Genomic DNA, 24,614 nt, shown 5'->3' with positions numbered 1-24,614 from the left:
CGGTCCTTTCATCGTGCGGTTGGATGTTGAGGGAGCGTGGTGAGTGTTGATGCGGGTGCGATGTCGTCCGGGATTTCGCAGGTACCGCCTGCGCAATACTTCGGTGGGGTTTTGGTGAGGAGAGATTGGAGTCTGCAACCGACGCAGATGCCGAACGCGGTTTCAAGGAAGAGCATGGTGAGGCAGATACCGCAGAGGACGAGCGTCACCCAGAGCGGGGCCTGCAGGAGGCCGGTCGCGAGACAGGCCAAGAGTCCCATGCCGTAGCCGAGCCACCAGGCGAACAGCTTTTGGGGCGCCCCGACCCATTCGGGCTGTTGCCGGGAGACGATGATGCGTGCGAGCGCGAGGGAGGGCGCGTATCTGTCGCCGACAAGGACGCGGATCAGCATGTCGAGCACGAACACGGCGCCGAAGGGCTTCAGCGGTTGGGCAGTACCTGCGTGTATGGCGGTGAGGTAGAGCACGATTCCGGGGAGGAAGAGGAGACCTGCGGCGGCTCTGGCTTCGCGTTCGTTGATCACCGGGACGGCGTAGCCGGGGACGATCCGGCCGATGCGCGGCCACGGAGTTGCCGGCGCGCTTCCGGGTGCGCGGGTCACGTGAGGCCTGCCATCAGATTCGGAGCTTCCTGGGCGAGGACGAGTACGCCCATGGCGAGTACAAAGATGCCGAAACTGCGGCGGAGGGGCCGTTCGGGAATACGGCCTGTGAGCCGGGCACCAAGGAGAGAACCGGCGACCGCGACACCGGTGAAGGCGAGCACGATCGGCCAGTCGAGCGGCACAGACATGAGCGCCCCAGTGAGCCCGGAGGTGGTGTTCATGACGATCACGAGCAGGGAAGTCGCGACCGCAGCGGCCATCGGCAGCCCGCCGAGGAGGTTCAGAGCGGGCACGATCAGGAACCCTCCGCCGGCCCCCACGAGCCCGGTCGCGAGGCCCACGAGGAATCCGACGGGCAGGATCCGGGTGAGTGGCGGTCCGACCCCGTCGTTCTGCGTCTGCTCGTCGTTTGCGGGTGCTCTGCGTCCGCGGATCATCGCGGTGGCAGTCGCGATCATCATGACTGCGAACAAGATCATCAGCACAGGCCCGGGGATCCAGTCACCGATGAAGCCGCCCGCGAGTGCCCCGACCATGCCCGCGACGCCGAACAAGGCTCCGGCTCTCCATTGCACGCGCCCTGCCTGTGCATGCGTCATCAGACCGACAGCGCTGGTGACACCGACGACGAACAGGGAGGAAGCGATCGCGGCGCGCGGCTCCATCCCCAGCACATAGGTGAGGATCGGGACAGTGAGGATGGATCCGCCCCCGCCGAGGAGCCCGAGCGAGAGACCGACGAGTACCGCGAGCAGCAGCGCGATGACGAGCGTCAGTTCCATGCACGGACTCCTAGTGAGGAAAGGCTGCAGCCTATGAGACGGGTCAGACCGGGACCGGCGTGCTGGTCTCGGGGGTGTTGCCTGCCGCGGTCCAGGCGGCGTAGCTGCCGTTGAGCTCGGCGATGTCGTAGCCCGCCCGGCGCAGCGCGCTGGCCGCAACGCTGTTGCGGACTCCACTCTGGCAGTACGACACGATCGTCCCGGCTCCGGGATCGGGAAGCAGATCGAGATTCCACATCACCCTCCCGCCCGAGACCTGACGCGCACCGGGCAGGTGCCCCTCCGAATACTCAGTCTTGTTGCGCACATCGAGCAGCATGACCCGCTCGATGCTGTCAAGCTCTTCCGGCTGCACGAGCCTCGGAGTCACCAATTCGAGACCGTCGAACGAGGTGATGTACCCCCGCACGGTGTCGATCCCGACGCGGATCAGGTGATCCCGCATCGCCTCGGCCTCTTCGAGGTCGGCGGCGAGCAGCACTAGGGGGCGCTGCTCGACCAACGGATCCACCACCCAGGCACCGTAGCTCGCGGCCTTGTCGACCCCTGGAATGTTGAGCGAACGCTTCACGGTGCCCAGGTGCACTTCGCTGTTGTGCCGAGTATCGATGAGAATGGCCGTATCGGCGGCAAGTTCCGTCGACAGCTGCTCGGTCGTGTACTCGACGAGCGCGGGCGCCTCGCCGATCACCGCGGGCCCGACCTTGTTCTCCATCTTCATGCGCCCGAAATAGGCGTGCGCATCGGGCTGACCGCTGAGGAGCTCGTCGACGAAGCCCTGTTCGTCGTCGTTCCTCAGGTACTGGCTCCACCAGGAGAAATTGCGTTCGTAGCCGACGGTCGAGGAGGGGATCGCGCCGAGCGCTTTGCCGCAGGCGCTGCCGGAGCCGTGGGCGGGGAGCACCTGCACGTAGTCGGGCAGCGTGAGGAAGCGGTGCTTGAGACTCGCGAAAAGATCCTTCGCACCCTGGAAGCGGGTATCGACGAAGCCCGCGGCCTCGTCGAGCAGGTCTGGTCGGCCGAGATCGCCGACGAACACGAAGTCGCCGGTGAGCATGAACCCGGGCTCCGCCGACTGTGCACCGTCGGTGACGAGGAATGACAGATGCTCGGGGGTGTGGCCGGGAGTATGCACCGCCTCGACCGCGATGTTGCCGAGCCGGATCCTTTGGCCGTGCTTCATCCGCACTGCGCCGTCAAAGTCGGTGCCGTACGTCCAGTCCGGGCCGCCTTCGTCAGAGATGTACATCCGCGCCCCGACCCTCGCGGCGAGCTCGCGCGTGCCCGAAAGGTAGTCGGCGTGGATGTGGGTCTCGGTGACGGCGACAATCCTCATGGTGTGTTTCTCGGCGAGATCGAGGTAAATATCGAGGTCTCGGCGCGGATCGACGACGATCGCCTCGCCCTTCGCCTGGCAGCCGATGAAGTAGCTCGCCTGCGCGAGATCTTCGTCGTAGATGCGTTCCAGCAGCATGATCAGATCCTCCTATGTCGTAAACGGGTGGAGTACGTCAGCGGCAGGTGCAGCGGTCGGCCTTGGGAACCCCGTAGAGAGCTTCCTCGATGTGCTGGCCGCAACCGGTCCAGGTGGGCTTTCCGCAGGTCGAGCAGGTGATTCGAGCGCACATGATGGGGTCCTCTCAAACGATGTGCCGGTGGGGTGGGTGGTCAGGATGCAGGCTGCGCGTCGCGGTCGGCGAGCTGCCTGCGCACGTCTTCCATGTCGAGATCGCGGGCGCCTTGGATCAGCTGATCGAGCTGCGGTGCGCGAAGCGCGCCCGGTTGCGAGTAGACCATGATCCCGTCGCGGAACACCACCAGTGTCGGAATCGACGTGATGCGGAACTCGGCCGCAAGCTGCTGCTCGACCTCGGTATCGACTTTGCCGAACACGATGTCCGGATGCTGCGCAGCAGCCTGCTCGAACACGGGCGCGAACGCCCGGCACGGCCCACACCACGCCGCCCAGAAATCCACGAACACGATCCCTTCACGGACCGTCTCAGCGAAGTCGGTGTGAGTCAGGTTCTTCGTCGCCATAATCCTGCTCCTGTCCTTCAGCGGTTCAGCGCCCGAAGAGACGGGAGAAGAACCCGCCACGTTCGGCCTTCGCCGCGTCGACCTCGGCCCGCGAGTGCTTACCGTTGCACCAATCGGAAGCCGGCACGCTCGTCTTCACCATCGCTACGTGCTGGCCACAGCCCGCCCAGGTCGTCTTCCCACAGGTGCGGCACTTCGTCGCTCGACACATACCGTGCTCCTCAACTTTCAAACCAAACTCAGATACCCCTGGGGGTATTCTTCAATAGTCAAAACTATACCCCATGGGGTATCCTGATTGTCAAGTCCTACCCGGTTCGACACTTGAAAGCAGGCAGCGATGTCAGACATGCCCGCAACCCTCCTCAGCACTGCTTCCCGTGACGAGGAAGCCAAACGCAAGGTAGTGAACCGTCTCCGTCGTGCACACGGACAACTCGCCGCTGTGATCAGCGCAGTCGAAGACGACGCCCACTGCCGAGATGTCGTCCACCAGCTCGCGGCCGTCACGAAAGCACTCGATCGCGCGGGCTTTCTTGTTATCTCCAGTGCGCTCAAGGAGTGCCTCACCGCCCCGGATGGGGAGCCGTCCGATCAGGATGAGCTGGAGAAACTCTTCCTTAGCCTCGCTTGATGAGATAGGAGCGCTTGAGTCCGCCAAGCCCACGAATGGTGGTGACGGGGGACGCACCTGACTAGTGGCCGCCGTCGATCCTGGCGTCGGCGTTTCACTAGTCAGGAGTTCCTATGTCCACAGCGCTCGAACCCGGCCGAGCGGCGAGACCGCCCGGCCGGTTCACCGATCGTGCCGCCGCACTGCTCACGATCCTGCTCATGCTCATCAGCGGCCTCTTCTTCACCACTCTGCCAGCGCAGGCCGCGACCCTCGGCGTCGGGTACGGCAACGAAGACCTATGGCTCGGATCGTTCTCCTCGCATGGCCGGCAGGCGTACTGCATGGACCTCGGAGCGCTCGCACCGTGGGGAACCACGCAGCACCCCGCTCTGACCACGACACTTGACGATCTCACCGCGAGCGAACTCGCTCGGCTGAACTATGTCATGGGCCGATGGGGCGAATCGCGGGACCCGAATGTGACCGCCGCAGTGCAGCTATACGTGTGGGATGTCGCTGACCACGACACCTACGTCGACCGTGGCGGGGATGCCCAACTCGTGACCCGCGTCCCGGCTGACGCACAGAGCACTGTACTTTCAAATCTGGCCGGGATGCGCGACTCGGCAGTCGCGAACGCGGTCACGGACCCGTCGGTCTCCCTGTCGATCGCGATGGGCGACCAGTATCAAGGCACGCTCACCGTCGGCACGAACCCGGCCTCTGCGACGGGCACCGTGACCCTCACGAACGCGACCTTCCCCGACGGGTCCGCGTCGGCAACGCTCGGGGCGGGGACGCAAGAAATCGTCGGTACCCCGCCGGCGACAACCCCGGACTACCAGATCACCGCGACGATGCAGGCTCCCGCGGTCGGGTACGGGGCCGGTGTGGATTTGTTCTACACGCCGGGCGAGCAGCGCATCCTCGGCAGTGCATCGTTCGAACCGTTGTCGGCGATCGCGAAGTCTCCGGTGATCCCGCTGGATTTCCAGCCCGTGATCGAAACGGCGGTGTCGGCGAAGTTCGTGCAGGCCGGTGACCCGTTCCTGGATGACCTGAACGTGTCGGTGACGAAGCATTCCTGGATTAGCGTGAACGGCGCCCCGGTCGAGGTCGTAGCCGAGGGCACCCTGTACGGGCCGTTCGATGCGCAACCCGCCGAAGCGAACGCACCCCCGCAAGGCGCCCCGGTGCTTGGAACCGAATCCCTGGCGCTCACCCGCCCCGGCAGCTACACGTCGCCGGGAACCCTCACGGCACCGGAGTCGGGGTTCTACACGTGGGTGTGGAAGATCGACAGGGACGCGCAGGGTGGGAACGCGAAGTACCTCACCGATAGCTTCACGGACAAGTTCGGCCGGGTCACTGAGACCTCGGTCTCGCCGTTTCAGCCCGGAGCCGTGTCGAAGGCGAACGGCCGTCTCGTGAGGCCGGGGGATGCGGTGACGGACACGATCACGGTGTCCTCGACCAACGGGGCCTGGCTGAAACACAATGGCGAGCCGATCCCTGTGGTCTTCGAGGGCACCGCCTACCAGGTGCCCGGCGCCCTCCCACCTGCACAGAGCGAATCGGTGCCAGCAGGCGCGGTGCCGGTCGGGACCGTGCAGGTCACCGCGACGGGGCCTGGCGAGTACGAATCTCCCGAAGTGCCCCTCCCGGATGCGGGGTTTGTGACCTGGGTGTGGGAAGTGAAGAAGGCGTCGCAGCCCGAGTGGGTGCGACCCTACATCGCCGACGACTGGGAGGACGACTACGGCATCAACATCGAATCGCACTCCGTCCGGTGGCCGCTCACGATCATGTCGGAGGTGCGCGAGTACAACGTGCACCCAGGCGGTCGCGCGTTCGACCGCATCACCGTGGCCGGGTTCCCAGGCAACCACCCCGACTTCGCAGGCGACGGGTACTGGGGAGCAGACGAACAGGAGCTCACCCACACCATCTACGGACCGTTCAAAACCGACACGATACTCACCGAGGATCTCGACCTCGACACCGCGCCGGTGCTGACGACGATCACGACGCCGGCGAAGAACGGGGTCTACGACATCGGCTACACCGACGAGGACCGCATCCAGCCCGAAGACCCCGGCTACTACGTCGTCGTGACCACCTTCACGGGCGATGACCGGGTGCAGCCGTTCCAGAGCTCGGCCGCAGACATTTGGGAGCGGTTCTACGTCCCGCAAGACGGGCAGCCGGTGTCGATGATCACGCAGGCCACCCCGGCTGCAGGTGTCGGTGAGGAGTTCGACGATGCGGCGCTCGTGCAAGGGTCGAAAATCCCGGACGGCGCGTACCTCGTGTTCCGCGCCTACGGTCCCCACGATCCCGACGCTGCGCCAGTGTGCGAGACGCCGTTCTTCACGTCGGAGAAGATCCCGGTCACCCAGACTGGCATCTACCGCTCCGGCACCACCAGCGTTGACCGGGCCGGAAACGTGTACTGGGTCGAAACCCTCTACAACCAGGACGGCAAGATCATCGCCGAAGGGAAGTGCGGGACACCCGGTGAGACGACTGTTGTGACGGATACGCCGCCGAAGACGCCCCCGACGCCCGAGGTGCCGGAGCTGCCGAAAAAGCCCACCGAACTCGCTGTCACGGGTGGTTCCGGGTTCCCGTGGCTGATCGGCGCCGGGGGCGCGGCGGCGCTCCTCGTGGCCGGGATCACGCTGTGGTTCGGGCGCAGGCTCACGCGGCTTCGGGAGCGCGTCGGCGACGTCAGAGAGGAGGACGAAGGTATCGAAGAACTCATGAACGAGTAGCGCACCCCTCAGGGCGGGGCCGGCGGACCATCCCCAGGTCTGCCGGCCCCGCCCGTCCTTGTGTCTGGGCGGGTGCACCTGTTCTCTGACGGTTCGATTCGGAGGAGGCCGGGCATGAGGTACACGGAGGACGAGACCGCCAGGATGCTGCTGGCCGCGCTCGTGGAACCAGGGCACGCTCTGACGGGGCAGCTTGTCCGCCTGATCGGTGCGGCAGAGACCGTGGAGCTGATCCGTGACCCCGGACGCCCGTTCCCGGTCCAGGTCGACCCGCTCGACGGGGAGCACTGGCGGGAGGGCCCGACCGCCAGGTGGACCGCAGGACTCAGCGCCGATCTCAGTGCTGGTTTCGCCGATCAGTTGCGTGCGCGCACTGAGCAGTACGGGCTGCGGCTCCTCACTCCGGGGCGGGCAGGCTGGCCGGTCTCGCTTCAGGACCTCGGCGACCGTGCACCGGTCGCGCTCTGGGCCTTAGGAGACCCCGAACTTCTCACCTCCTCGGTTTCCTCACGGGTCTCCGTCACCGGGGCGCGCGCGGCGACCGCCTACGGGGAGGAAGTCACCCTGTCGATCGTCACGGACCTCGCCGCTGAGCCGCTGATCATTGTCTCCGGTGGTGCCTACGGCATCGACGCCGCCGCGCATCGTGCGGCATTTGGCACCCGCCCCGAGTCAACGATCGCGGTCCTCGCAAGCGGGCTGGATCGCCCCTACCCATCAGGGCACGCCGAGCTGTTCCGGCAGATCACTGCAGCCGGGAGTGTGCTCGTCAGCGAGACCGCTCCGGAGGTCATGCCAACGAAGTGGCGGTTCATCGCCCGCGCCCGCCTGCTCGCAGCCCTCGGCGGGGCAACCGTGATTCCTGAGGCCGGGTACCGTTCCGGGTCGCTCCTCACGGCCGCCCGCGCGAACGAACTCGGCCGGCCCGTCGGCGTGGTCCCGGGTCCGCTCACGAGTGCGGCATCGTCTGGATGCCACCGGCTCATCCGGGAAGGAATGGCCGAACTCGTCACGAGCACCGGGGACGTCACCGAGATGCTCAATCCCCGCCCGTTCCGCCTCGGCCCCGCCTACGAACAGGCCGCCCGCCGCGCCGCCCCCGGCCGCGTCACCGGCCGGCCCGCGCTCTGAACGCCGCCCCGCCGGGTGCACCTTTCCGGCGTGCTCGTTTCGAGCGGGCCTCGTCTCACCCCAGGCCACAGTTCGGGGCTGTTCCCTGGCTGCTAGTGATTGGAGACCTGTCGTATGTCGAAGCGTGATCGTTCGAAACCCGCCGATCTGTCCGTGGTGATGGTGAGGATCACGGTCCGGGATGACGGCAGTCTGGCCGTCACTGTCGACGGGGCACCGTATCTGCCGCCGGAGTTTTCTCCGCCGTGGCAGCGGGGATCGTTCCCAGCGATCGTGGACGCGATCAGTCAGCACACTGGCTGCACCCTCCGCGTCGATGTCATCGAGACCGACGGCCGTGTCATGACCGACTTCTACACCTCGCGCCTACCCCGCCGCCGAGCCGAACCGTCGGCGGAGATGGCGGCGCAGCACGCTCAGCACGCGCCGGCGGTCGCGGCTGCCCCGGTCACACCGCCGCCGCGGCTGGTGCAGTTCGCCGGATCGGGGATGGTGCCGGGTGAGGATGTCGCGGTCGCAATCGTCATCGCCCACACCGAGACCGGGCCAGACGGCATCGCCCGCGCCCTGATCGATTCCCGCTACCTCGACCATGCGCCCACGGGAGAAGCGATCCTCCTCGGCCGCATCTCGGCCACCGTCTGCATCGGGAGACCGCAATGAGCGGCGAACTCCGCCCGACGAGGAGCCTTGGCGACGAACTCACCAACGCCGCACTCGTCGGCATCGCCGCCCTCGCGGTGGTCGCCGTGCTACTCCGCGCCGCGGGCAGTATCGCCGCGTTCCTCACCAGCCTCCCCGAGCCCGGGGCTGGCCTCGGTGCCGGTGCCGGTGTGCTCCTTCATCCCGGCGACCCGGGAGCTGCGCTGGACGCTCCGGGGCTGAACGTGGTCGTGTACTGGTTCGTCGCCGGCTTCCTGCTCCTCGGCGCGGCGATTGGCGCGTGGTGGGTGTGGTCGAGGCTTCGACATCACGGGCGACGGCACGCGATGGACCCATACCGGATCGCCGGGATCGCCAGCCGCGCCGAAGTCGCAAAGGCAGGTTCCCCGCGTGCGTTGCTCGGTCGGGCGGGGAACCTGCGCCCCTCGCTCGAGAACCCCGCCCCAGTGGATGTCGGCTACCGGGTTGGGGCGTCGCGCGGGGTCGAGGTGTGGGCGTCGGTCGAAGACTCGATCCTCCTCATCGGGCCACCCCGGTCCGGGAAGGGCGTGCATGTCGTCATCAACTCGATCCTCGACGCCCCCGGCGCGGTCGTGACGACCAGCACGCGCCCTGACAACGTGACGGCGACGATCCGCGCGAGGGAGCAGGTGGGCCCGGTTGCGGTGTTCGATCCGCAGCACCTCGCCGACGGCATCCCCGCAGGGCTCCGTTGGTCGCCCGTCCGCGGCTGCACCGACCCCCTCACCGCCATGATCCGCGCTGCGGGGCTCGCCTCCGCGACCGGGCTCGGGAAAGGCGGCGTCGAAGGCGGCGACTTCTGGGAAGCAAAAACACGGGTCGCGCTCCAATGCTTGTTGCACGCGGCCGCCCTCGACCAGCGACAACCAGCCGATCTGTTCCGGTGGACGCTCGACCCGTCCGCCGCCGGCGACGCCGTATCCATCCTCGCCACGCACCCACACGCTGCAGGAGGCTGGGCAGAAGCGATGCAGGCGATGATCGAAGCCGACCCCCGCACCAGAGATTCCATCTGGCAGGGCGTCTCGCTCGCTCTCGCTGCGCTCGCCGATCCGCGGGTGCTCGATGCGGTCACGCCGGGGCCGGATGAGGTGTTCGATCCCGAAGCGTTCCTCGCACAGCGCGGCACTCTGTATCTGCTGGCGACTGCGGCGGGAGCGAACAACAGTGCTCCGCTGGTCGCGGCGCTCATCGAAGATGTGGTCGAGGCCGCACGCCGCCTTGCGGCCCGGTCCGCGGGGGCCAGGCTTGATCCGCCGCTGCTGCTCGCGCTGGATGAGGTGGCGAACCTTTCGCCGTTGCCGTCGTTGCCGACGCTCATGGCCGAAGGCGGTGGCACCGGCATCACCACCATGCCCGTGCTGCAATCCCTCGCGCAGGCCCGCGAGCAATGGTCGGAGAACGCCGCGTCTGCGATCTGGGATGCCGCGATCGTGAAGATCATCCTCGGCGGAGCTTCCAACAGCAAGGATCTCCAAGACCTCTCCACCCTCATCGGGGAACGCGACGAAATCACCGACTCCACCTCCGTCGGCGACCACGGCTCCCGCAGCGCGCAACGCTCCATACGCCGCGTGCCGATCATGCCGCCCGACGCGATCCGCCGCTTCCCGTTCGGTACGGGTCTTGTGCTCCTGCGCGCGGCACCCCCGATCGTGACCCGCCTGCGCCGCTGGACCCAACGCCCCGACGGGAAACAACTCATCGCAGACCGGCGCGAGGTCGAAGCACAACTCCACTACCGGCAGGGCACGACCGGCCCAGGTGAGCGGGGTGCCGAGGGCTCGTGAGGCACTGAGGGAGCACCTGACTCGTAGGGATGTCGTGCAGAGCGCGCGACCGTGAATGAGAAGGACAAGGCAATGGAACTGCGCACCAAGACGGCTCTCACGGGCTACCTCTCCCGCACCCCGCAGCTCAAGCGTCTTCCCGATGGACTTGGTTTGTTCATTGGCCAGCTCGGCCAGAAGCAGTACCGAGACGAGGCAGACGGCAGTCTGACGCTCCTCGGCACCAACTACATCAAACTCGTCCTGCTCGGCGAGAACGCCGAGGAAGCCTTCGCCGACTTCGTTGAGGGCGACGACGTGGTGGCCATCGGCGGTTTCAAGACGCGCAGCTACGAGCACCGCGCGCAGAAGGTCGAGGAACGCGAGTTCCAGGCCGTCAAGCTCCTCTTCGACACCACGCGCGCTCGCTACCAGGTCGAACGGAAGCCCCGGCGCCGCATGGAGGTCGCGCGCGAACAACTGCCAATATCGGCCGCGGTCGAGTCCCGGGCAGCTCAGCCCGCCTCTGCTCAAGCACTGGGGCGGTAAGCGAGATGAATAGTGCTCCCGACGTTCCTCACGCTGAGGATGAGCTCGGCGACGACATTGATGCCGAACTCGAAGACGAGGACATGTACGACCTGGTCATGGCCAGCACGACGCTGCCGGAACCGCCCCGCCCGATCAACTGGAATCTGCTCTCGTCCGGTGACGCAGAGGCAGAATGGCTGGCACTGAACCAGTGGGTCGACCAGATCCGCCGCACCTACGGGCTGCCCGCTTCGGTGATCCCACCCTTCTGGTACCGGCACCCCGAACTCGTGTGGGAGCTCTCCGCACTGCATCTGCACTGGATCGCGAGCTACGACCCGGAGCAGGACGCTTCGGGTCCGATTGCCTGGCACACCGATTTCGCGCTCGCACGCGAACGGCTCCGCGAGTGGGTGGCGACCTGCGGCACCCGCCTCGACCGCGACCGCCCCACCCGGCAGACCACCTGGCCGGGAGAAACGCCGCAGCCGCCTATCGAGGATGAGGTGATCGCGAACCGGATGGAGGACTTTATCGCGTTCGTGGCCGCCGACGTGCAGGTGCGCCAGGGCATCGAGGATGAGTTCATTCGTGCGAAGCGAGCGGCTGATCGTGCCCGCAACGACGAGCGAAGTTGAGCCGCTGTGGAACTCGCGTGAAGCATCCGAGTTCCTGAGCGTCTCGCAAGCGACCCTGTCGCGGTGGCGAAGACGGCACGACGGGCCACCGTTCGTGAGCGTCGGCGGTATCGCCCGCTACAACCCGCCGAGCGTACGCGCCTGGGTACTGGAACGCGAGCGCGAGCATGGCTGACCCGCGCCAGCACAAGATGCCACCGATCGGCGTGAAGCTCTCCACCAGCATCGAAAACCGCGGCAGCGGATATCTCGCACGCGTGCGCTGGACCGACCCGCAGACGAAGAAACGGCCCAGCCGCTCCGAGTTTGTCGCGACCCCGGAAGAGGCGGAGGCGTTCTTCGCGACGATGCAGCAGGCGACCGAGACGGGCGCCGATCTGCTCGTCACGTTCGCAGATTACGTCGAGTCGATCGGCGACCGCTGGGAACGCGGCCTCGACGTGACGTCCACCGTTGCGGGATACGGCGCCAGCCTCCGGCTTCGTGTGGTGCCAGCGTTCGGTCATTTCAAGGTCAGCAAGATCAGCACCGGCCTAATAGATCGCACCATCGACCAGTGGGAGAACGAGTACAAGCCATCCACGATCAAAACCTCCATTGGCGTGCTGGTCCGCGTCCTGGACGTTGCCGTGCGCGACGAAGTGATCCCGTCGAACCCCGCGAAGAACCGGGCGCGACGAGCGTTCAACCACGTCCCGGCGCTCGAACCGGGTTCCATGCGCGCGTTCGCGATCCACGATGTAGAGACGCTGAACGCCCTCGCAGCGAAATGCGCGGAGGTGCACCAGAGCTATTCGGATCACGTCATGCTCTGCGCGTTGCTCTCCGCCCGCGGTTCTGAGGTCTCCGGGCTCGAGGTCGGAGACATCGACTGGAAGAACCGCATCGTCAAGATCGAACGGCAAATCTACCCCGGCAAGGGAGGTCTCGTTCGCAAGCAGACCAAGGGCCGCAAGACCCGATTCGTGCCGATCCTCGATGAGCTCGAACCAGTGCTCGTACGCCTCTCCGCAGGAAAGAAGCCCAGCGATCCTTTCCTCCGCGGGCCACGAGGCGGCGTGCTCACGACCGCGACCGTCCGAGATGCGACGAACTGGGACCAGATCGTGCTCGACCTCGGCCTGCCGAATCTCACCCGGCATGGCCTCCGTCACACCGGCGCGACCTGGCTCGCAGATGCCGGGGTGCCGCTCCACGTGCTGCAACGCATCCTCGGTCACGCTTCGATCGAGACGACCAAGGGCTACCTGCATCCCGATCACCGGCAGCTGAACGAGGCAGCCCAACTCGCGAACCAATTCCTCGCACGTCCGAAGACCACGCAGCGCAGGAAGGAGCCAACCCGACGCACAGGACCGCAGCTCTGATGGACAGCCCACCGACCCCGGCTCCGAGAGGGACCGGGACTTGCCGAGCCAGAAAATTGGCCCACTAGATTTCCACTTTTTGGCCCACTAGAGCAAAATCCGACCGGCCAGCGACCGGAGTAAGACGCAGATCGCGGACCCGGTTTCGGACCCGGCCAGAGCCTCGGCGAAGATCACCAAAAACGAGAGAAGCCCTGACAAGAATTGGCTTCTCATCAGGGCTTTTTCGTCGGGATGACAGGATTTGAACCTGCGACCCCCTGACCCCCAGTCAGGTGCGCTACCAAGCTGCGCCACATCCCGTTGTTCTGTTGTTTCGGGCCACTGGGGAGGCTATTGCCTGTAACCCCCAGTCAAGTGCGCTACCAAGCTGCGCCACAGCCCGCTGTCTCCATGACGACGGTTTCCGGTGAGGGATCCCGACGTCGAGGCAACCCCTCTATCTTACCCACACTCTGGGGCACTCCGTGACCATCCGGGGGTTCTCGCGAAACCCGGGCGCGTCACGCCGGGCCCACCGGGCGCCGGATTCCTGCGCAGAACCGCACGACGAACGCCGAAAACGCCAGCAGCACTCGACGCCGCAGCACACTCCGCCCACCGCGCATCGGCACGCCCACCGCGCAGCGGCGCGGTCACCCCTCCTGGACGTCCTCTGGCTGTGGCTCCTCCCCGAACCGGTAGCCGCGCCCGTTCACGGCGTGAACGTCGATCCGCACAAACGTGGGCTTGAGCGTGGGCACGAGCGGGCGCAGCGGCAGATCCGCCACCGCCTCAAGCTCGGCGGCGGTCTCGAGCGCGTGCGCAGTGCCGTGCAGCACCACACTCCAGCCCTCGTCCTCCCCGATCGCGTCCACCTGGAAGGTGACCGCCCTATTTATTGTCAGCGCGGACAGCTTGCTGCCCGAGCCGGTGCGGAAGACGAGGGACTCCCCGTCGACCACATAGTTGACGGGCGCGATCTCGATGATCTCGCCCACCCTGGTTACCAGCCGCCCCAGCGTCACCCCCGCGACGAGTTCCCAGCACGCTGCCGCGCTCAGCACGACCACTGGTTCTTCGCTGCGTTCCATGCCGCCATCCTCCCCCGTTTCCCTGAGAATCGCAGCACGGCTGGGCGGCAGACCACCCCGCAGCACCCGACAGCCCACCGCACAGAGCCCCACAGCGCCCCACTGCACCCCACCGATCCCGCGTCATCCGGCGGAACACCCAGCCGCGCGGATCGCTCCCCCGGGTACGCTGGCAGTATGAGTGACCTTCGAGATGCCGGCGATGCGTGGGTCACGGCCGAAGACGGCGGCCGGTACTGGGGCCGCTTCGGCGCGGCGGGCCTGCTCGCCTACGACCGGGATCGCGACGCGATCCTGCTGCAGCACCGGGTCACCTGGAGCGATCACGGCGACACCTGGGGCATCCCGGGCGGCGCCCGCCACGAGCGCGAGTCGGCCATCGACGCGGCGATCCGCGAGTCGCAGGAGGAGGCCGGCGTCCCCGACGACGCGGTCACCCCGCGACTCACCCACGTGCTCGACCGCGGCGGCTGGACCTACACCACGCTGGTCGCCGACGTGGCCACCCAGTTCGAGCCCGAGATCACCGATCCGGAGAGCCACGCCCTCGCGTGGGTGCCGCTCGACGAGGTGGACCGGCTGCCGCTGCACCCCGCGTTCGCGCACAGCTGGACGCTGCTGCGCCCGCTGCTCGGCCGCACGCCGGTGGTGGTGGTCGACTCGGCGAACGTGGTGGGCTCCGTCCCGGACGGCTGGTGGCGGGATCGCCACGCGGCCGCGATCCGGCTGCGGGATCGGATCGACGCGTTCGTGGCGACCGGCAGCGGGATCCGGGCCGGCTTCTTCGGCCTGCCCGACACCGTGGTGCCAGGCCTCGTCGACGCGTTTCCCGAGTGGATCATGGTGGTGGAGGGCGTGGCGCGCGGCATCGGCGACACCGAGCGCGTCACCGTGGTCGATGCCGAGGGCCTTGGCGACGACGAGATCGTCGCCGAGGTGGAGCGGCTCGCGGCCGCGAACGCCGCGATCACGGTCGTGACGAGCGACGCCGAGCTCAAGGCGCGCGTCCTCGCGGCCGGCGCGGCCACCACGCGCGGCGCTACGAAGCTGCTGAAGCGGCTTCCCGAGGTGCCCGGCGGCGCAGCGCAGCAATAATCCCGGCGGCGATCAGCCCCTGCCCGAGCGTGTAGGTGAGCATCACCACGCCGCTCGTCCAGCCCGGCATCACGTCGGGCAGAAAGATCCGCAGCGACAGCACCGCGTCCGACACCAGGAACCACGCGCCGCCCCACGCCACCACCGGGCCGCAGCGCGACGCCATCGCCGCGGTGCCCACGAGCAGCAGCCCGTACGCGATCACTGGAACGGTGAGCGCCCCGGTGGGCGGGATCAGGATCGCGATCAGCGCCAGGTACGCGGCCACGTAGACGAGCGCCCATGCGGGGATGCGCCGCACGGCGACGCCGCGCGCCCGCCACATGAGCAGCAGGTAGCCCACGTGCGCGAGGCCGAAGCAGAGCAGCATCATCGGCAGCTCGTCCTCGAACATCGGGAAGAACGTGGCCGCGCCGTCGCCCAGCCACGAGAACAGCACCGAGGCGACGAGCAGCGCGATCACGCCCGCGGGCCAGGGCCGGATCGTCGCCGAGGCCCAGATCACGGCCAGCGCGAGCGCCGGCATGAGCAGCAGCTTCGTGGGGCCCTCGATGGGGTGGTCTGCGAAGCGCGCAGCGACGTGCACGATCGACACCACAATGTAGGGGGTGAAGGGCAGCAGCGCCCGGGTCCGTGAGGTCACAGTGTGATCTTACTGGCCCCGGGCGCGCGGATTATGCCTCGACGAGGATCCCGTCCTCGTCGCACCACACGGTCGCACCCGGGCGGAACACGACGCCGCCGAACTCCACCTCGACGTCCACCTCGCCCGCGCCGGTCTTGGTTGACTTGGCGGGGTTTGACCCGAGCGCCTTGACCCCGAACGGGAGGGTGCCGATCGCAACGCGGTCGCGGATCGCGCCGTTGACGATCAGCCCGCACCAGCCGTTGTCGACCGCGAGGCCGGCGATCATGTCGCCGACGAGCGCGGTGGCGAGTGAGCCCGCGCCGTCGATCACGAGCACGGCGCCGTCGCCGGGCGTGGACAGCACCTGCTTGAGCAGCGCGTTGTCCTGGAAGCAGCGGACGGTGCGGACCACGCCAGTGAAGCCCGTCATCCCGCCAATGTCTTGGAACTGCAGTGCAACCGACTGCAGCTGATCGCCACGCTCGTCATACAAATCGGCAGTGCTGATTTGAGCCATGGTGCGTTTCCTCCTTGCGCCGAGCAGCCGGACGGCTGCCCTGAACACGATCCACGCTACCGGGATCCTCGGACAAACGGGGAAGCTTCACAGCGAACGCGACACCTTGCGTCACACGTCGAATTAATGTACAAAAGTACATGTACAAAAGTACAGAAGCTGAGGAGCGCGTGATGTCGGAGCCGGTCGTCCCACAGGACACTGCCCCGCGCCGCCGCGACCCGGAGGCGCGCCGCCGCGAGATCCTCGCCGCCGCCGCCGAGCTCGCCGCCGAGCACGGCCCCGCCGCGCTCACGCACCGCGCCATCGCCGCGCGGGCGGGCGTGCCGCTCGGCTCCACCACCCAGCACTTCGCCTCGATCGACGAGCTGCGCGAGGCCGCCCTGCAACAGCTCGCCGATGAGATCGACGAGTCACTCGAGAGCATCGGCCCGCTGGTGGCCGACATCGTCGAGGACCCGAGCCACGCCGTCGCCGAGATCCTCGTGTTCCTGCGGGATCGGCGTGCGGTGCAATCGGACATCGCGCTCATCGCGAGCGGCAGCACCGACCAGCGGCTCCGGGCCCTCGCCCTGCGCTGGAACGAGCGCCTCGTCGAGATCCTCACTCCCACGCTCGGGCACGACCAGGCGCTCGCGCTCTCGGTCTACCTCGACGGGGCCACCGTCCACGCGAGCCTCCACGAGGAGCCGCTGAGCGCCGAGCACCTCACCCGCGTGTTCACCGCGCTGAGCCGACTCCCGGCGGCACGGGAGGTGCCGGCTCGGCCGGAGGTGCCGGTACGGTCGGGGCCCGCGGGCGATCCGGATCGGGATGACCTCCCGGATCCTGGACCGCGGCGCACCTCGGAACCCACGCACTAGCCGGTCCGGGGCCGCCGCGCACCACCAGCACCCCGGCCGGGGCTCAGATCAGGATCCGAATCGGGCACCGGCAGCACCCGGAGCACGCGCCACATCAGGATCAGGATCAGGGTCCGCTCCCACACCCGCACCACCCGGAGCACCCGAACCACCCGGATCCGGCACCACCTCAGGCGGGATCCCGCAGCACCCGGATCCGGCCCCGCAGCACCGGCTCAACTCTTCTCGGGGCACCCACCAGCCCCACCACACCCGGAACAACCGAAAGGCCACACATGTCCTCCCCTCCAGCAACCCAGACCCCCGCGCAGCAGCTCAGCCGCGCCCGGCGCTGGGCGGCCGTCGCGGTGCTCACGGCGAGCCTGCTCGTGATCACCATGGACATGACGATCCTCAATATCGCGCTCCCGGAGATGGCCGCCGAGCTGCACCCCACGTCTGACCAGCAGCTCTGGATCATCGACGTCTACTCGCTCGTGCTCGCGGGCCTGCTCGTGTCGTTCGCGGCGATCGCCGACCGCTGGGGCCGCAAGCGCATGCTCATGCTCGGCTACACGATCTTCGGCGGGGCGTCGCTCCTGATCCTGTTCGCGAACAGCGCCGAGTCGGTGATCGGCATCCGCGCGCTGCTCGGCGTGGGCGGCGCCATGATCATGCCCATCACGCTCTCACTGATCCGCGTCATCTTCACCGACGCGAAGGAGCGCGCCACCGCGCTGAGTATCTGGGCCGCAGTCTCGGGCCTCGGCGCGGCGGTCGGCCCGCTCGTGGGCGGCCTGCTGCTCGAGCACTTCTCGTGGCACGCGGCGTTCCTCATCAACGTGCCGCTCATGATCGCCGGCGTGATCGCGGGCATCCTGATCCTGCCCGAGTCGCGCGTGGCGCACCCCGGCCGCTGGGACGCGTTCGCTGCGGTGCTCTCGCTCGTCGGCATGACGCTGCTCGTGTGGTCGATCAAGACGTTCGGCAAGGAGGCAAGCTTCCTCGTGCCCGAGGCGCTCGTCGGGTTCTTCGCCGGCGCGGCACTGCTCATCTGGTTCGTGCTGCGGTGCATGCGCAGCCCGTCGCCGCTGCTTGAGCTCAAGTTGTTCCGCAACCGTGCATTCTCGGCCGGCGTGCTCGCCGCGCTCGGCTCTACGTTTGCGATGGTCGCAGCCCTGCTGCTCGTGGCCCAGTGGATGCAGCTGGTCGACGGCGCCTCGCCCGTCGAGGCCGGGATTCGCCTGTTCCCGATCGCGATCACGGGCGCGCTCGCCTCGCTGCTCGCGCCGCCGCTGGCCCGGGTCATCGGCGCGCGCGCCGTGCTCGCGGGCGGCATCGCCTCCGCGGGGATCGGCATGCTGCTCGTCGGCCTCCTGCCGGGCACCCTCACGATCGCGACCGTGATCATCGCGCTCGCGCTCGTGGGTGTGGGCAGCGGCTCGCTCGCGATCGGCTCCGCGATGATCATGCACGGCTCCCCCGAGGAGAAGGCGGGCAGCGCTGGCGCAATCGAGGAGACCTCCTACGAGCTCGGCGCGGTACTCGGCGTCGCGATCCTCGGCAGCGTCGCGGCGCTCCTGTACCGCGCGGAGTTCGCCGGATCACCCGCCGTGTCGAGTATCGATCCCGCGCTGGCCGGCCAGGCGGAGGAGTCGCTCGGCGCCGCCGTGTCGATCGCCGAGCAGCTGCGGCTCCCGGAACTCGCCACCGAGGCCGGGGTCGCGTTCACCCACGCGTTCCAGTGGACCGGGCTCGCCGGCGGCCTCCTGATGCTCGGCGTTGCCGCCGCCGTGTTCTTCATCACCCCGAAGGGCACGGACGTCTCCGCCGCATCACACTAGCGGGCGCTGCGGGTGCGGGGTGGCGGGGCTCGCGCACGCCCAGCCGCCGCCCCGCACCCGCAGCCGCGCGGCCTGCCGCAACCGTGCTCGCCCAGGCTCGACCCCGCACCCGATCCGAACTCACGCAGGAGATCCGAACTCAGGCGGAGAGATTCGGCGGAATCCACCCGCCTGAGTTCGGATCTCCTGCGTGAGCGCGGGCGGCAGAGCGCGGGCGGTAGGGCGCCAGCAGCAGAACGCAGGCAGCAGAGCGCCAGCAGCGGGGCGCAGGCCCCCGGGCAGCCCCTGGTCTCACCCCGCCGCGATCCCCTCGGTACCCGGGTATGACCCCCTCGATACCGCGGTGGGACGCGCTGCACCGGGGTGCCACCGTACCTTTGAAGTATCAGGACGGGAGCGAAATGCAGGCCCGCGAATCGCTCGAAAGGAGCGCACCATGAATACCACCATCTTCCCCGAGACCACGCCCTCGCAGAGCGGCCCGGACTTCGAGCAGACTCAGGCACAGACCCAGGCGCAGCCCCAGGCGCAGACTCCGGGGCACCCGGCCGAGCCGCTGCCCCAGCCCGCGGCGGCGCCGGTCAACCCCGAGACCACCCGCACCTTCGGGATCGTCAGCTTCGTGCTCGGCATCCTTTCAGTGGTCAGCGGCTGGACGTTCTTCGTCCCCGCCGCCGGCCTCGTGTTCGGCATCCTCGCGCTGCGCCGCGGCGCCCCCGACCGCACCCTCACCCTGTGGGGCGTCTGGCTGAACGGCGTGATGCTCGCGCTCACCGCGCTCGGCCTGCTCATCGGCGCGGTCGCGCTCGGCTTCGGCCTCTTCGCGATCCCGTTCTTCGGGCTCGTCGGATAGCGGTTCCGGATCGGTACCCGCCGCAGCGATATCGCGCGGCGGGTACACCCATGTCACCATGACCACCGAGATGATCATGAGCAAGAACCAGGCGACGAGCTTCTGCGGAGACACGAGCTCCCAGCCGCCCTCCTGGTGCGGATAGAGCCACGCGCCCGCCCAGGTCGCGATGTTCTCCGCGATCCAGATGAACACGGCAACGCCGCCGAACACCAGCAGCAGCGGAACCCGCAGCGTCACCCGCCACACGCGGAAGTGCATCACCGTGCGCCACCACAGCAGCGCAACCACCGCGATCAGCACCCAGCGCACGTCGACGATGAAGTGGTGCGAGAAGAAGTTCACGTAGATCGCCGCGGCCACGATCGTGGTGGCCCACACCGGCGGGTACCGCGTGAATCGCAGGTGGTGCAGCCGGTACACGCGCACCATGTACGAGCCCACCGCCGCGTACATGAACCCGCTGAACAGCGGCACGGCCCCAATGTGCAGCACGCCCTCGGCCTCGTACGCCCAGGACCCGGCGTCCGTCTTGAACACCTCCATGGCGGTGCCCGCGACGTGGAACATGAGGATCACCCAGAGCTCGCGCCCGCTCTCGAGCTTGAACACGAGCATGCCGATCTGGATCAGGATCGCCGCGATCGTGAGGGCGTCGTTGCGGGCGAGCGCCGCCTCGTCCGGGTACCAGAGGCGTGCCGCCACGATCACCACGAGCAGCAGCGCGCCGAAGATGCACGCCCACGCCTGCTTGAGCAGGAACACCGCGCACTCGACCAGCACCGCACGCGCGCCGCGGTGGGGTGCGCCCGCGAGCACGCGCTGCGCGGCCCGATCGATCGTGCGCTCGAGCGGGGTCATGCTGCGCTCGGCGCCCGGTGAATCCATTCACTCACCCTATGCCAGCGGTCCTGGGGGCCGCGTGCGACGGGGCGGCGGGAGGGAGTCGGGCAAGGCCGGGCCCGGAAACGCAAACGAGAGCGCCGGTGCGCACCGGTTCCCAGTGGGAACGGTGCACACCGGCGCTCTCGCGGGGGCGGCCAGCGCCGAGCGCCCAGGGCGGCCAGCGCCCAGGGCGGCCGCCACCCAGTGGCAGCCAGCACCCGGCGACTCAGCCCCCGGGCGCGGCCGGCCGCAGCGCTAGGCGCGCTGGCGCTTCTCCCTGATGCGCATGTTGATCACGATCGGGCTGCCCTCGAAGTTGTAGCGCTCGCGCAGGCGGCGCTGGATGAAGCGGCGGTAGCCCGGATCGAGGAAGCCCGAGGTGAAGAGCACGAATGTGGGCGGCCGGTTCTGCACCTGCGTGCCGAACAGGATCTTCGGCTGCTTGCCACCGCGCAGCGGGTGCGGGTGCTCCTGCACCAGCTCCGCAACGAACGCGTTGAACTTTGCGGTGGGGATACGGGTGTCCCAGGACTCGAGCGCGCGCTCAAGCGCGGGGACGAGCTTCTCCAGGTGGCGGCCGGTGCGCGCCGAGATGTTGACGCGGGGCGCCCAGTCAACGTGCGCGAGGTCCTGCTCGATCTCGCGCTCAAGGTAGCGGCGGCGATCCTCGTCGAGGAGGTCCCACTTGTTGAACGCGAGCACGAGCGCGCGGCCCGACTCGAGCACCAGGTCGATGATGCGCAGATCCTGGTCGCTGATCTCCTGCGTCACGTCGATGAGCACCACGGCGACCTCGGCCTTTTCGAGCGCCGCGGCGGTGCGCAGCGAGGCGTAGAAGTCTGCGCCCTTCTGCAGGTGCACGCGGCGGCGGATGCCGGCGGTGTCCACAAAGGTCCACACGCGGCCGGCGATCTCGACCTGCTCGTCCACTGGGTCACGCGTGGTGCCGGCGACGTCAGAGACCACCGCGCGCTCCTCGCCGGCCGCCTTGTTCAGGAGGCTCGACTTGCCCACGTTGGGGCGGCCGAGCAGCGCGACGCGACGGGGGCCGGTGAGCTTCGGCTGCGCCACCGCGGACTCCTCGGGGAGGCCGGCGATGACCTGGTCGAGCAGGTCGGCGACGCCGCGGCCGTGCAGCGCGGAGACCGCGTGCGGCTCGCCGAGTCCGAGCGACCACAGCTGCGCGGCCTCGGGCTCCAGCACCGCGTCGTCCACCTTGTTCGCGACGAGGAAGACCGGCTTGTTGGTGCGGCGCAGCAACTGCACGACGCGCTCGTCGGTGGCGGTGGGCCCCACGCGGGAGTCGACCACGAACATCACGGCGTCGCAGAGCTCGATGGCGACCTCAGCCTGCAGCGCGACGGACGCGTCGATGCCCTTCGCGTCGGGCTCCCACCCGCCCGTGTCGACGAGCGAGTAGCGCGTCCCGTTCCACTCGGCCTGGTAGGTGACGCGGTCGCGGGTCACCCCGGGGACGTCCTCCACGACCGCCTCGCGGCGGCCGAGGATGCGGTTCACGAGCGCGGACTTGCCCACGTTCGGGCGGCCCACGATCGCGACGACCGGCAGCGCCTCGGCGGCGGGCTCGGCGAAGCCGATGAACTCGCCGTCCTCGTTCATGAGGGCGATGTCGTCCTCTTCGAGGTCGAAGCCGTCGAGGTTCGAGCGCATTGCGCGCAGGCGCTCCTCGTCGGTCACCCCGTCGTCGAGGAGCTCGGGCGTGAAGCCCTCCCCCACGATGATCTCGTCGGCGTCGATCGCGGCGGCGTCGAACACCTCCGGTTCGTTCATTTCGGCGCCGTGCGCGCCGGTCTGTTCAGTGCTCATAGCCTGCTCTTTTCCTCTGCAGCGTTCTGCGCCGCTCGTACGATATCGACCACAGCCTGTACGGACTGCTCGAAATTCAGGGTGCTCGTATCAACGAGCGTGACGCCGGGCGCCGGGGTGAAGAAGTCGACCACGAGGGCGTCCTTCGCGTCGCGCGCCTCAAGGTCGGCGAGCACCTGCTCGGGGCTGAGCCCCGGGAGCTCGCCGGCCCGCCGCGCGGCCCGCACCTCGGGCGACGCGGTCAGCAGGATCCGCACGGGGGCGTCTGGGGCGACCACGGTGGTGATGTCGCGCCCCTCGATGACCACGCCGGGCAGCCCGGATCCGGCAACCGTGCGCCGGAACATCGCGTTGAGCCGCTCGCGCACCGCGGGGTGCTTCGAGACACGGCTGACCTGGCCGCTCACCGCGTGATCGCGGATCTCGGTGGTGATGTCCACGGGCTCGGCCAGCGTGGGAGCCGCCGCACTGAGCCCGCCGGTAACGGCGACTGTGACGCGCTGCTCGCCGCGGAGCGTGATGCGGTAGCTCCACGCGTCGAGCAGGGTCTCCATCGCCGCGGCGTCGTCGAGGTCGAGACCGATGCGCCGAGCCGTCCACGCGAGCGCGCGGTACGCGGCGCCCGTATCGAGGATCCCGAAGTCGAGGCGCTCGGCCGCGGTGCGAGACACGCTCGACTTGCCGCTCCCGGCCGGGCCGTCGATCGCGACGAGGATCGGCGGGTGCGCGTCGGTTCCTGGGGTGCCCCCATTTCCAGCGTCAGTCACAGCGTCCTCCATCCGCGTTCGACCAGGTCGGCGACCGCCCGGTCTGCCACCTCGGGCAGCACCGCGATCTCCGCAAAACCGATCTGCGCGCCCGGCGAGTGCTCAAGGCGCAAGTCTTCCATGTTAATGCCCAGTTCTCCGAGTTCGGTGAGCAAGAGTGCAAGTTGGCCCGGTCGATCGTCGATCAGCACCGTAATCGTGGTAAATCGCTCGGACGAGCCGTGCTTGCCGGGGATCCGGCTCACCCCGCTGTTGCCTGCCTGCAGCAGGTCGGCGATCCGCCGCTTGGCGCCCTGCTGCGCCGGATCGCGGAGCGCGTCGGCGAACGCGGCGATGTCGGCGCCGAACGCGTCGAGCAGCTCAACCACGGGCTCCCGGTTCGCGCCGAGGATCTGCATCCACAGCTCCGGGTCGCTCGCCGCGATCCGCGTCGTGTCGCGCAGGCCCGCGCCGGCCAGGCCGATCGCCTGCTCCGTCGCCGGGACGAGCCGGGCGGCGAGCAGGCTCGACACGACCTGCGGCAGGTGCGAGACGAGCCCCACGGAGCTGTCGTGCTCCTCGGGGGTCATCTCGATGAGCACGCCGCCGAGATCGAGCGCCACGCCCTCGACGAGCGCGAGCGCCGCCGCCGGCGTCTCCTCGTCGCGGCAGATCACCCAGGGGCGCGCCACGAACAGGTCGGCGCGCGCCATGATCGCGCCGCCGCGCTCGCGGCCCGCCATCGGGTGCGAGCCGACGTAGTTGGTGAGGTCGACACCGCGGCGGGTCAGTTCGAGGAGCGGGGCGAGCTTGATGCTCGTCACGTCGGTGACCACGGCGCCGGGGAACGTGGTGAGCGCGCGCTCAACGGCGTCAGCGGCCACGTCGGGCGGGGTGGCCACGATCACGAGGGCGGGTGCCGGATCGTCCGCCGTGCGCACCCGGCCCGCGCCGTAGTCGGCTGCGAGCGCCACGGTGGTCGGAGAGAGGTCTTCGAGGGTCACGTCGATCCCGCGCTCGCGCAGGCCGAGGCCGACGCTCGAACCGAGCAGCCCGGCGCCGATCACATGGACAGGGCCCGTGGTACGGGGGGCGCGGCTCCCGGTGCGCGCTCCTGCCCCGCTCATCGCTGCCCCCGCTGCGGACCGCGGCCGGAGCCGCCCTGACCACCGGAGCGGTTGCCGCCGAACTGCCCGCCGCCGGACCTGCCGCCGCCGGGCTTGCCACCGCCGGGCTTGCCGCCCTGCCCCGCGGGGCCGCGACCGCCCTGGCCGCCGGGCTTGGTGCCGCCGGACCTGCCGCCGCCGGGCTTGGTGCCGGTGTCGCTCCCGGGGCCGCGTCGACCGTGCGGGTTGCCCTTCGCCGCG

The 24,614-nt window shown here is 68.6% G+C and carries 24 protein-coding genes and 1 tRNA gene; 12 read left to right on the top strand and 13 right to left on the bottom strand.

What is annotated here, in order from left to right; genetic code table 11:
* Nucleotides 1–8 precede the first annotated feature (8 nt).
* The 5 genes from EV139_RS00240 to EV139_RS16035 all read right to left on the bottom strand — a co-directional run bounded on the left by EV139_RS00240 (nt 9) and on the right by EV139_RS16035 (nt 3,638).
* Entirely contained in the window at nt 9–602 is a 594-nt protein-coding gene (locus tag EV139_RS00240) for a DUF4395 domain-containing protein (protein ID WP_130452326.1), read from the bottom strand.
* The gene (locus tag EV139_RS00235; RefSeq protein WP_130452325.1) at nt 599–1,387 is read right to left on the bottom strand and encodes a sulfite exporter TauE/SafE family protein; all 789 of its coding nucleotides are present in this window, start codon (nt 1,385–1,387) and stop codon (nt 599–601) included. Before EV139_RS00235 ends, EV139_RS00240 begins: the two co-directional genes overlap by 4 nt.
* A 43-nt stretch (nt 1,388–1,430) precedes the next feature.
* Nucleotides 1,431–2,861, bottom strand: coding sequence for an MBL fold metallo-hydrolase (locus tag EV139_RS00230; protein WP_130452324.1), 1,431 nt, complete (start codon nt 2,859–2,861; stop codon nt 1,431–1,433).
* Nucleotides 2,862–3,055: 194 nt separating this feature from the next.
* Nucleotides 3,056–3,427, bottom strand: a complete 372-nt coding sequence (gene trxA / locus EV139_RS00225; RefSeq protein ID WP_130452323.1) for a thioredoxin — start codon at nt 3,425–3,427, stop codon at nt 3,056–3,058.
* Nucleotides 3,428–3,452: 25 nt separating this feature from the next.
* Nucleotides 3,453–3,638, bottom strand: a complete 186-nt coding sequence (locus EV139_RS16035; protein WP_130452322.1) for a hypothetical protein — start codon at nt 3,636–3,638, stop codon at nt 3,453–3,455.
* Between the two features lie 138 nt (nt 3,639–3,776).
* Between EV139_RS16035 and EV139_RS00215 the strand changes: the two genes are divergently transcribed.
* The 9 genes from EV139_RS00215 (at nt 3,777) to EV139_RS00175 (ending at nt 12,937) form a co-directional block, all read left to right on the top strand.
* Nucleotides 3,777–4,061 carry a metal-sensitive transcriptional regulator gene (locus EV139_RS00215; protein ID WP_130452840.1) on the top strand — a complete coding sequence of 95 codons (285 nt, stop codon included), beginning with the start codon at nt 3,777–3,779 and terminating at the stop codon, nt 4,059–4,061.
* 113 nt (nt 4,062–4,174) lie between these two features.
* On the top strand, nt 4,175–6,817 hold the full coding sequence (locus EV139_RS00210) for a hypothetical protein (RefSeq protein ID WP_237462947.1): 2,643 nt from the start codon (nt 4,175–4,177) through the stop codon (nt 6,815–6,817).
* Nucleotides 6,818–6,931: 114 nt separating this feature from the next.
* On the top strand, nt 6,932–7,948 hold the full coding sequence (dprA, locus tag EV139_RS00205; RefSeq protein ID WP_130452321.1) for a DNA-processing protein DprA: 1,017 nt from the start codon (nt 6,932–6,934) through the stop codon (nt 7,946–7,948).
* Between the two features lie 114 nt (nt 7,949–8,062).
* Entirely contained in the window at nt 8,063–8,611 is a 549-nt protein-coding gene (locus EV139_RS00200; protein ID WP_130452320.1) for a hypothetical protein, read from the top strand.
* Nucleotides 8,608–10,422, top strand: coding sequence for a type IV secretory system conjugative DNA transfer family protein (locus EV139_RS00195; protein WP_130452319.1), 1,815 nt, complete (start codon nt 8,608–8,610; stop codon nt 10,420–10,422). The genes EV139_RS00200 and EV139_RS00195 overlap by 4 nt, the downstream gene beginning before the upstream one ends.
* Nucleotides 10,423–10,494: 72 nt before the next feature.
* Nucleotides 10,495–10,950 (top strand): single-stranded DNA-binding protein, encoded by a 456-nt coding sequence (locus tag EV139_RS00190; protein ID WP_130452318.1) that lies wholly within the window; start codon nt 10,495–10,497, stop codon nt 10,948–10,950.
* A 5-nt stretch (nt 10,951–10,955) separates the two neighbouring features.
* Complete coding sequence (locus EV139_RS00185) at nt 10,956–11,570, top strand: hypothetical protein (RefSeq protein WP_130452317.1); 615 nt, start codon at nt 10,956–10,958, stop codon at nt 11,568–11,570.
* Nucleotides 11,512–11,745: a helix-turn-helix domain-containing protein gene (locus EV139_RS16245; RefSeq protein WP_130452316.1), complete on the top strand. Its 234-nt coding sequence runs from the start codon at nt 11,512–11,514 to the stop codon at nt 11,743–11,745. The genes EV139_RS00185 and EV139_RS16245 overlap by 59 nt, the downstream gene beginning before the upstream one ends.
* Complete coding sequence (locus EV139_RS00175) at nt 11,738–12,937, top strand: tyrosine-type recombinase/integrase (protein WP_130452315.1); 1,200 nt, start codon at nt 11,738–11,740, stop codon at nt 12,935–12,937. Before EV139_RS16245 ends, EV139_RS00175 begins: the two co-directional genes overlap by 8 nt.
* Before the next feature lie 229 nt (nt 12,938–13,166).
* Here EV139_RS00175 and EV139_RS00170 read toward each other — a convergent pair.
* Nucleotides 13,167–13,240: transfer RNA gene (locus EV139_RS00170), tRNA-Pro, on the bottom strand.
* A 332-nt stretch (nt 13,241–13,572) separates the two neighbouring features.
* Nucleotides 13,573–14,010, bottom strand: coding sequence for a pyridoxamine 5'-phosphate oxidase family protein (locus tag EV139_RS00165; protein ID WP_130452314.1), 438 nt, complete (start codon nt 14,008–14,010; stop codon nt 13,573–13,575).
* A gap of 177 nt (nt 14,011–14,187) precedes the next feature.
* Here EV139_RS00165 and EV139_RS00160 point away from each other — a divergent pair, with 177 nt between their 5' ends.
* Nucleotides 14,188–15,105: an NUDIX hydrolase gene (locus tag EV139_RS00160; RefSeq protein ID WP_130452313.1), complete on the top strand. Its 918-nt coding sequence runs from the start codon at nt 14,188–14,190 to the stop codon at nt 15,103–15,105.
* On the opposite strand, the gene EV139_RS00155 is transcribed toward EV139_RS00160, so the two are convergent.
* Together EV139_RS00155 and rraA are read right to left on the bottom strand one after the other, a co-directional pair.
* A complete protein-coding gene (locus tag EV139_RS00155; protein WP_241988924.1) occupies nt 15,050–15,748 on the bottom strand; it encodes a lysoplasmalogenase family protein in 699 nt (232 codons plus the stop codon). The genes EV139_RS00160 and EV139_RS00155 overlap by 56 nt on opposite strands.
* A gap of 31 nt (nt 15,749–15,779) precedes the next feature.
* Nucleotides 15,780–16,250, bottom strand: a complete 471-nt coding sequence (gene rraA / locus EV139_RS00150) for a ribonuclease E activity regulator RraA (RefSeq protein ID WP_130452312.1) — start codon at nt 16,248–16,250, stop codon at nt 15,780–15,782.
* 140 nt (nt 16,251–16,390) lie between these two features.
* On the opposite strand from rraA, the gene EV139_RS00145 reads away from it, so the two are divergent.
* Complete coding sequence (locus EV139_RS00145; RefSeq protein WP_130452311.1) at nt 16,391–17,113, top strand: TetR/AcrR family transcriptional regulator; 723 nt, start codon at nt 16,391–16,393, stop codon at nt 17,111–17,113.
* A gap of 275 nt (nt 17,114–17,388) precedes the next feature.
* Complete coding sequence (locus tag EV139_RS00140; protein WP_130452310.1) at nt 17,389–18,936, top strand: MFS transporter; 1,548 nt, start codon at nt 17,389–17,391, stop codon at nt 18,934–18,936.
* Nucleotides 18,937–19,573: 637 nt separating this feature from the next.
* Here EV139_RS00140 and EV139_RS00130 read toward each other — a convergent pair.
* From EV139_RS00130 to EV139_RS00115, 4 genes are all read right to left on the bottom strand, one after another.
* Nucleotides 19,574–20,677: a DUF817 domain-containing protein gene (locus EV139_RS00130; RefSeq protein WP_237465665.1), complete on the bottom strand. Its 1,104-nt coding sequence runs from the start codon at nt 20,675–20,677 to the stop codon at nt 19,574–19,576.
* A 252-nt stretch (nt 20,678–20,929) separates the two neighbouring features.
* A complete protein-coding gene (der, locus tag EV139_RS00125; RefSeq protein ID WP_130452309.1) occupies nt 20,930–22,501 on the bottom strand; it encodes a ribosome biogenesis GTPase Der in 1,572 nt (523 codons plus the stop codon).
* Nucleotides 22,498–23,280 (bottom strand): (d)CMP kinase, encoded by a 783-nt coding sequence (gene cmk, locus EV139_RS00120; RefSeq protein ID WP_130452308.1) that lies wholly within the window; start codon nt 23,278–23,280, stop codon nt 22,498–22,500. Before cmk ends, der begins: the two co-directional genes overlap by 4 nt.
* Nucleotides 23,265–24,374 carry a prephenate dehydrogenase gene (locus EV139_RS00115; RefSeq protein ID WP_130452307.1) on the bottom strand — a complete coding sequence of 370 codons (1,110 nt, stop codon included), beginning with the start codon at nt 24,372–24,374 and terminating at the stop codon, nt 23,265–23,267. The genes cmk and EV139_RS00115 overlap by 16 nt, the downstream gene beginning before the upstream one ends.
* Between the last annotated feature and the right edge of the window lie 240 nt (nt 24,375–24,614).

It is taken from the genome of Leucobacter luti (genome assembly GCF_004217175.1).
Classification (GTDB): domain Bacteria; phylum Actinomycetota; class Actinomycetes; order Actinomycetales; family Microbacteriaceae; genus Leucobacter; species Leucobacter luti.
Note: the sequence above shows the minus strand (reverse complement) of the source record. Positions and strands in the feature narration are given on the sequence as shown.

Excerpts from the sequence above, each read along its gene's own strand:
- EV139_RS00235 (WP_130452325.1), bottom strand. The coding sequence starts at position 1,387 with ATGGAACTGACGCTCGTCATCGCGCTGCTGCTCGCGGTACTCGTCGGT.
- EV139_RS00230 (WP_130452324.1), bottom strand. The coding sequence starts at position 2,861 with ATGCTGCTGGAACGCATCTACGACGAAGATCTCGCGCAGGCGAGCTAC.
- trxA (WP_130452323.1), bottom strand. The coding sequence starts at position 3,427 with ATGGCGACGAAGAACCTGACTCACACCGACTTCGCTGAGACGGTCCGT.
- EV139_RS16035 (WP_130452322.1), bottom strand. The coding sequence starts at position 3,638 with ATGTGTCGAGCGACGAAGTGCCGCACCTGTGGGAAGACGACCTGGGCG.
- EV139_RS00215 (WP_130452840.1), top strand. The coding sequence starts at position 3,777 with ATGCCCGCAACCCTCCTCAGCACTGCTTCCCGTGACGAGGAAGCCAAA.
- EV139_RS00210 (WP_237462947.1), top strand. The coding sequence starts at position 4,175 with ATGTCCACAGCGCTCGAACCCGGCCGAGCGGCGAGACCGCCCGGCCGG.
- dprA (WP_130452321.1), top strand. The coding sequence starts at position 6,932 with ATGAGGTACACGGAGGACGAGACCGCCAGGATGCTGCTGGCCGCGCTC.
- EV139_RS00200 (WP_130452320.1), top strand. The coding sequence starts at position 8,063 with ATGTCGAAGCGTGATCGTTCGAAACCCGCCGATCTGTCCGTGGTGATG.
- EV139_RS00195 (WP_130452319.1), top strand. The coding sequence starts at position 8,608 with ATGAGCGGCGAACTCCGCCCGACGAGGAGCCTTGGCGACGAACTCACC.
- EV139_RS00190 (WP_130452318.1), top strand. The coding sequence starts at position 10,495 with ATGGAACTGCGCACCAAGACGGCTCTCACGGGCTACCTCTCCCGCACC.
- EV139_RS00185 (WP_130452317.1), top strand. The coding sequence starts at position 10,956 with ATGAATAGTGCTCCCGACGTTCCTCACGCTGAGGATGAGCTCGGCGAC.
- EV139_RS16245 (WP_130452316.1), top strand. The coding sequence starts at position 11,512 with ATGAGTTCATTCGTGCGAAGCGAGCGGCTGATCGTGCCCGCAACGACG.
- EV139_RS00175 (WP_130452315.1), top strand. The coding sequence starts at position 11,738 with ATGGCTGACCCGCGCCAGCACAAGATGCCACCGATCGGCGTGAAGCTC.
- EV139_RS00165 (WP_130452314.1), bottom strand. The coding sequence starts at position 14,010 with ATGGAACGCAGCGAAGAACCAGTGGTCGTGCTGAGCGCGGCAGCGTGC.
- EV139_RS00160 (WP_130452313.1), top strand. The coding sequence starts at position 14,188 with ATGAGTGACCTTCGAGATGCCGGCGATGCGTGGGTCACGGCCGAAGAC.
- rraA (WP_130452312.1), bottom strand. The coding sequence starts at position 16,250 with ATGGCTCAAATCAGCACTGCCGATTTGTATGACGAGCGTGGCGATCAG.
- EV139_RS00145 (WP_130452311.1), top strand. The coding sequence starts at position 16,391 with ATGTACAAAAGTACAGAAGCTGAGGAGCGCGTGATGTCGGAGCCGGTC.
- EV139_RS00140 (WP_130452310.1), top strand. The coding sequence starts at position 17,389 with ATGTCCTCCCCTCCAGCAACCCAGACCCCCGCGCAGCAGCTCAGCCGC.
- EV139_RS00130 (WP_237465665.1), bottom strand. The coding sequence starts at position 20,677 with ATGGATTCACCGGGCGCCGAGCGCAGCATGACCCCGCTCGAGCGCACG.
- der (WP_130452309.1), bottom strand. The coding sequence starts at position 22,501 with ATGAGCACTGAACAGACCGGCGCGCACGGCGCCGAAATGAACGAACCG.
- cmk (WP_130452308.1), bottom strand. The coding sequence starts at position 23,280 with ATGGAGGACGCTGTGACTGACGCTGGAAATGGGGGCACCCCAGGAACC.
- EV139_RS00115 (WP_130452307.1), bottom strand. The coding sequence starts at position 24,374 with ATGAGCGGGGCAGGAGCGCGCACCGGGAGCCGCGCCCCCCGTACCACG.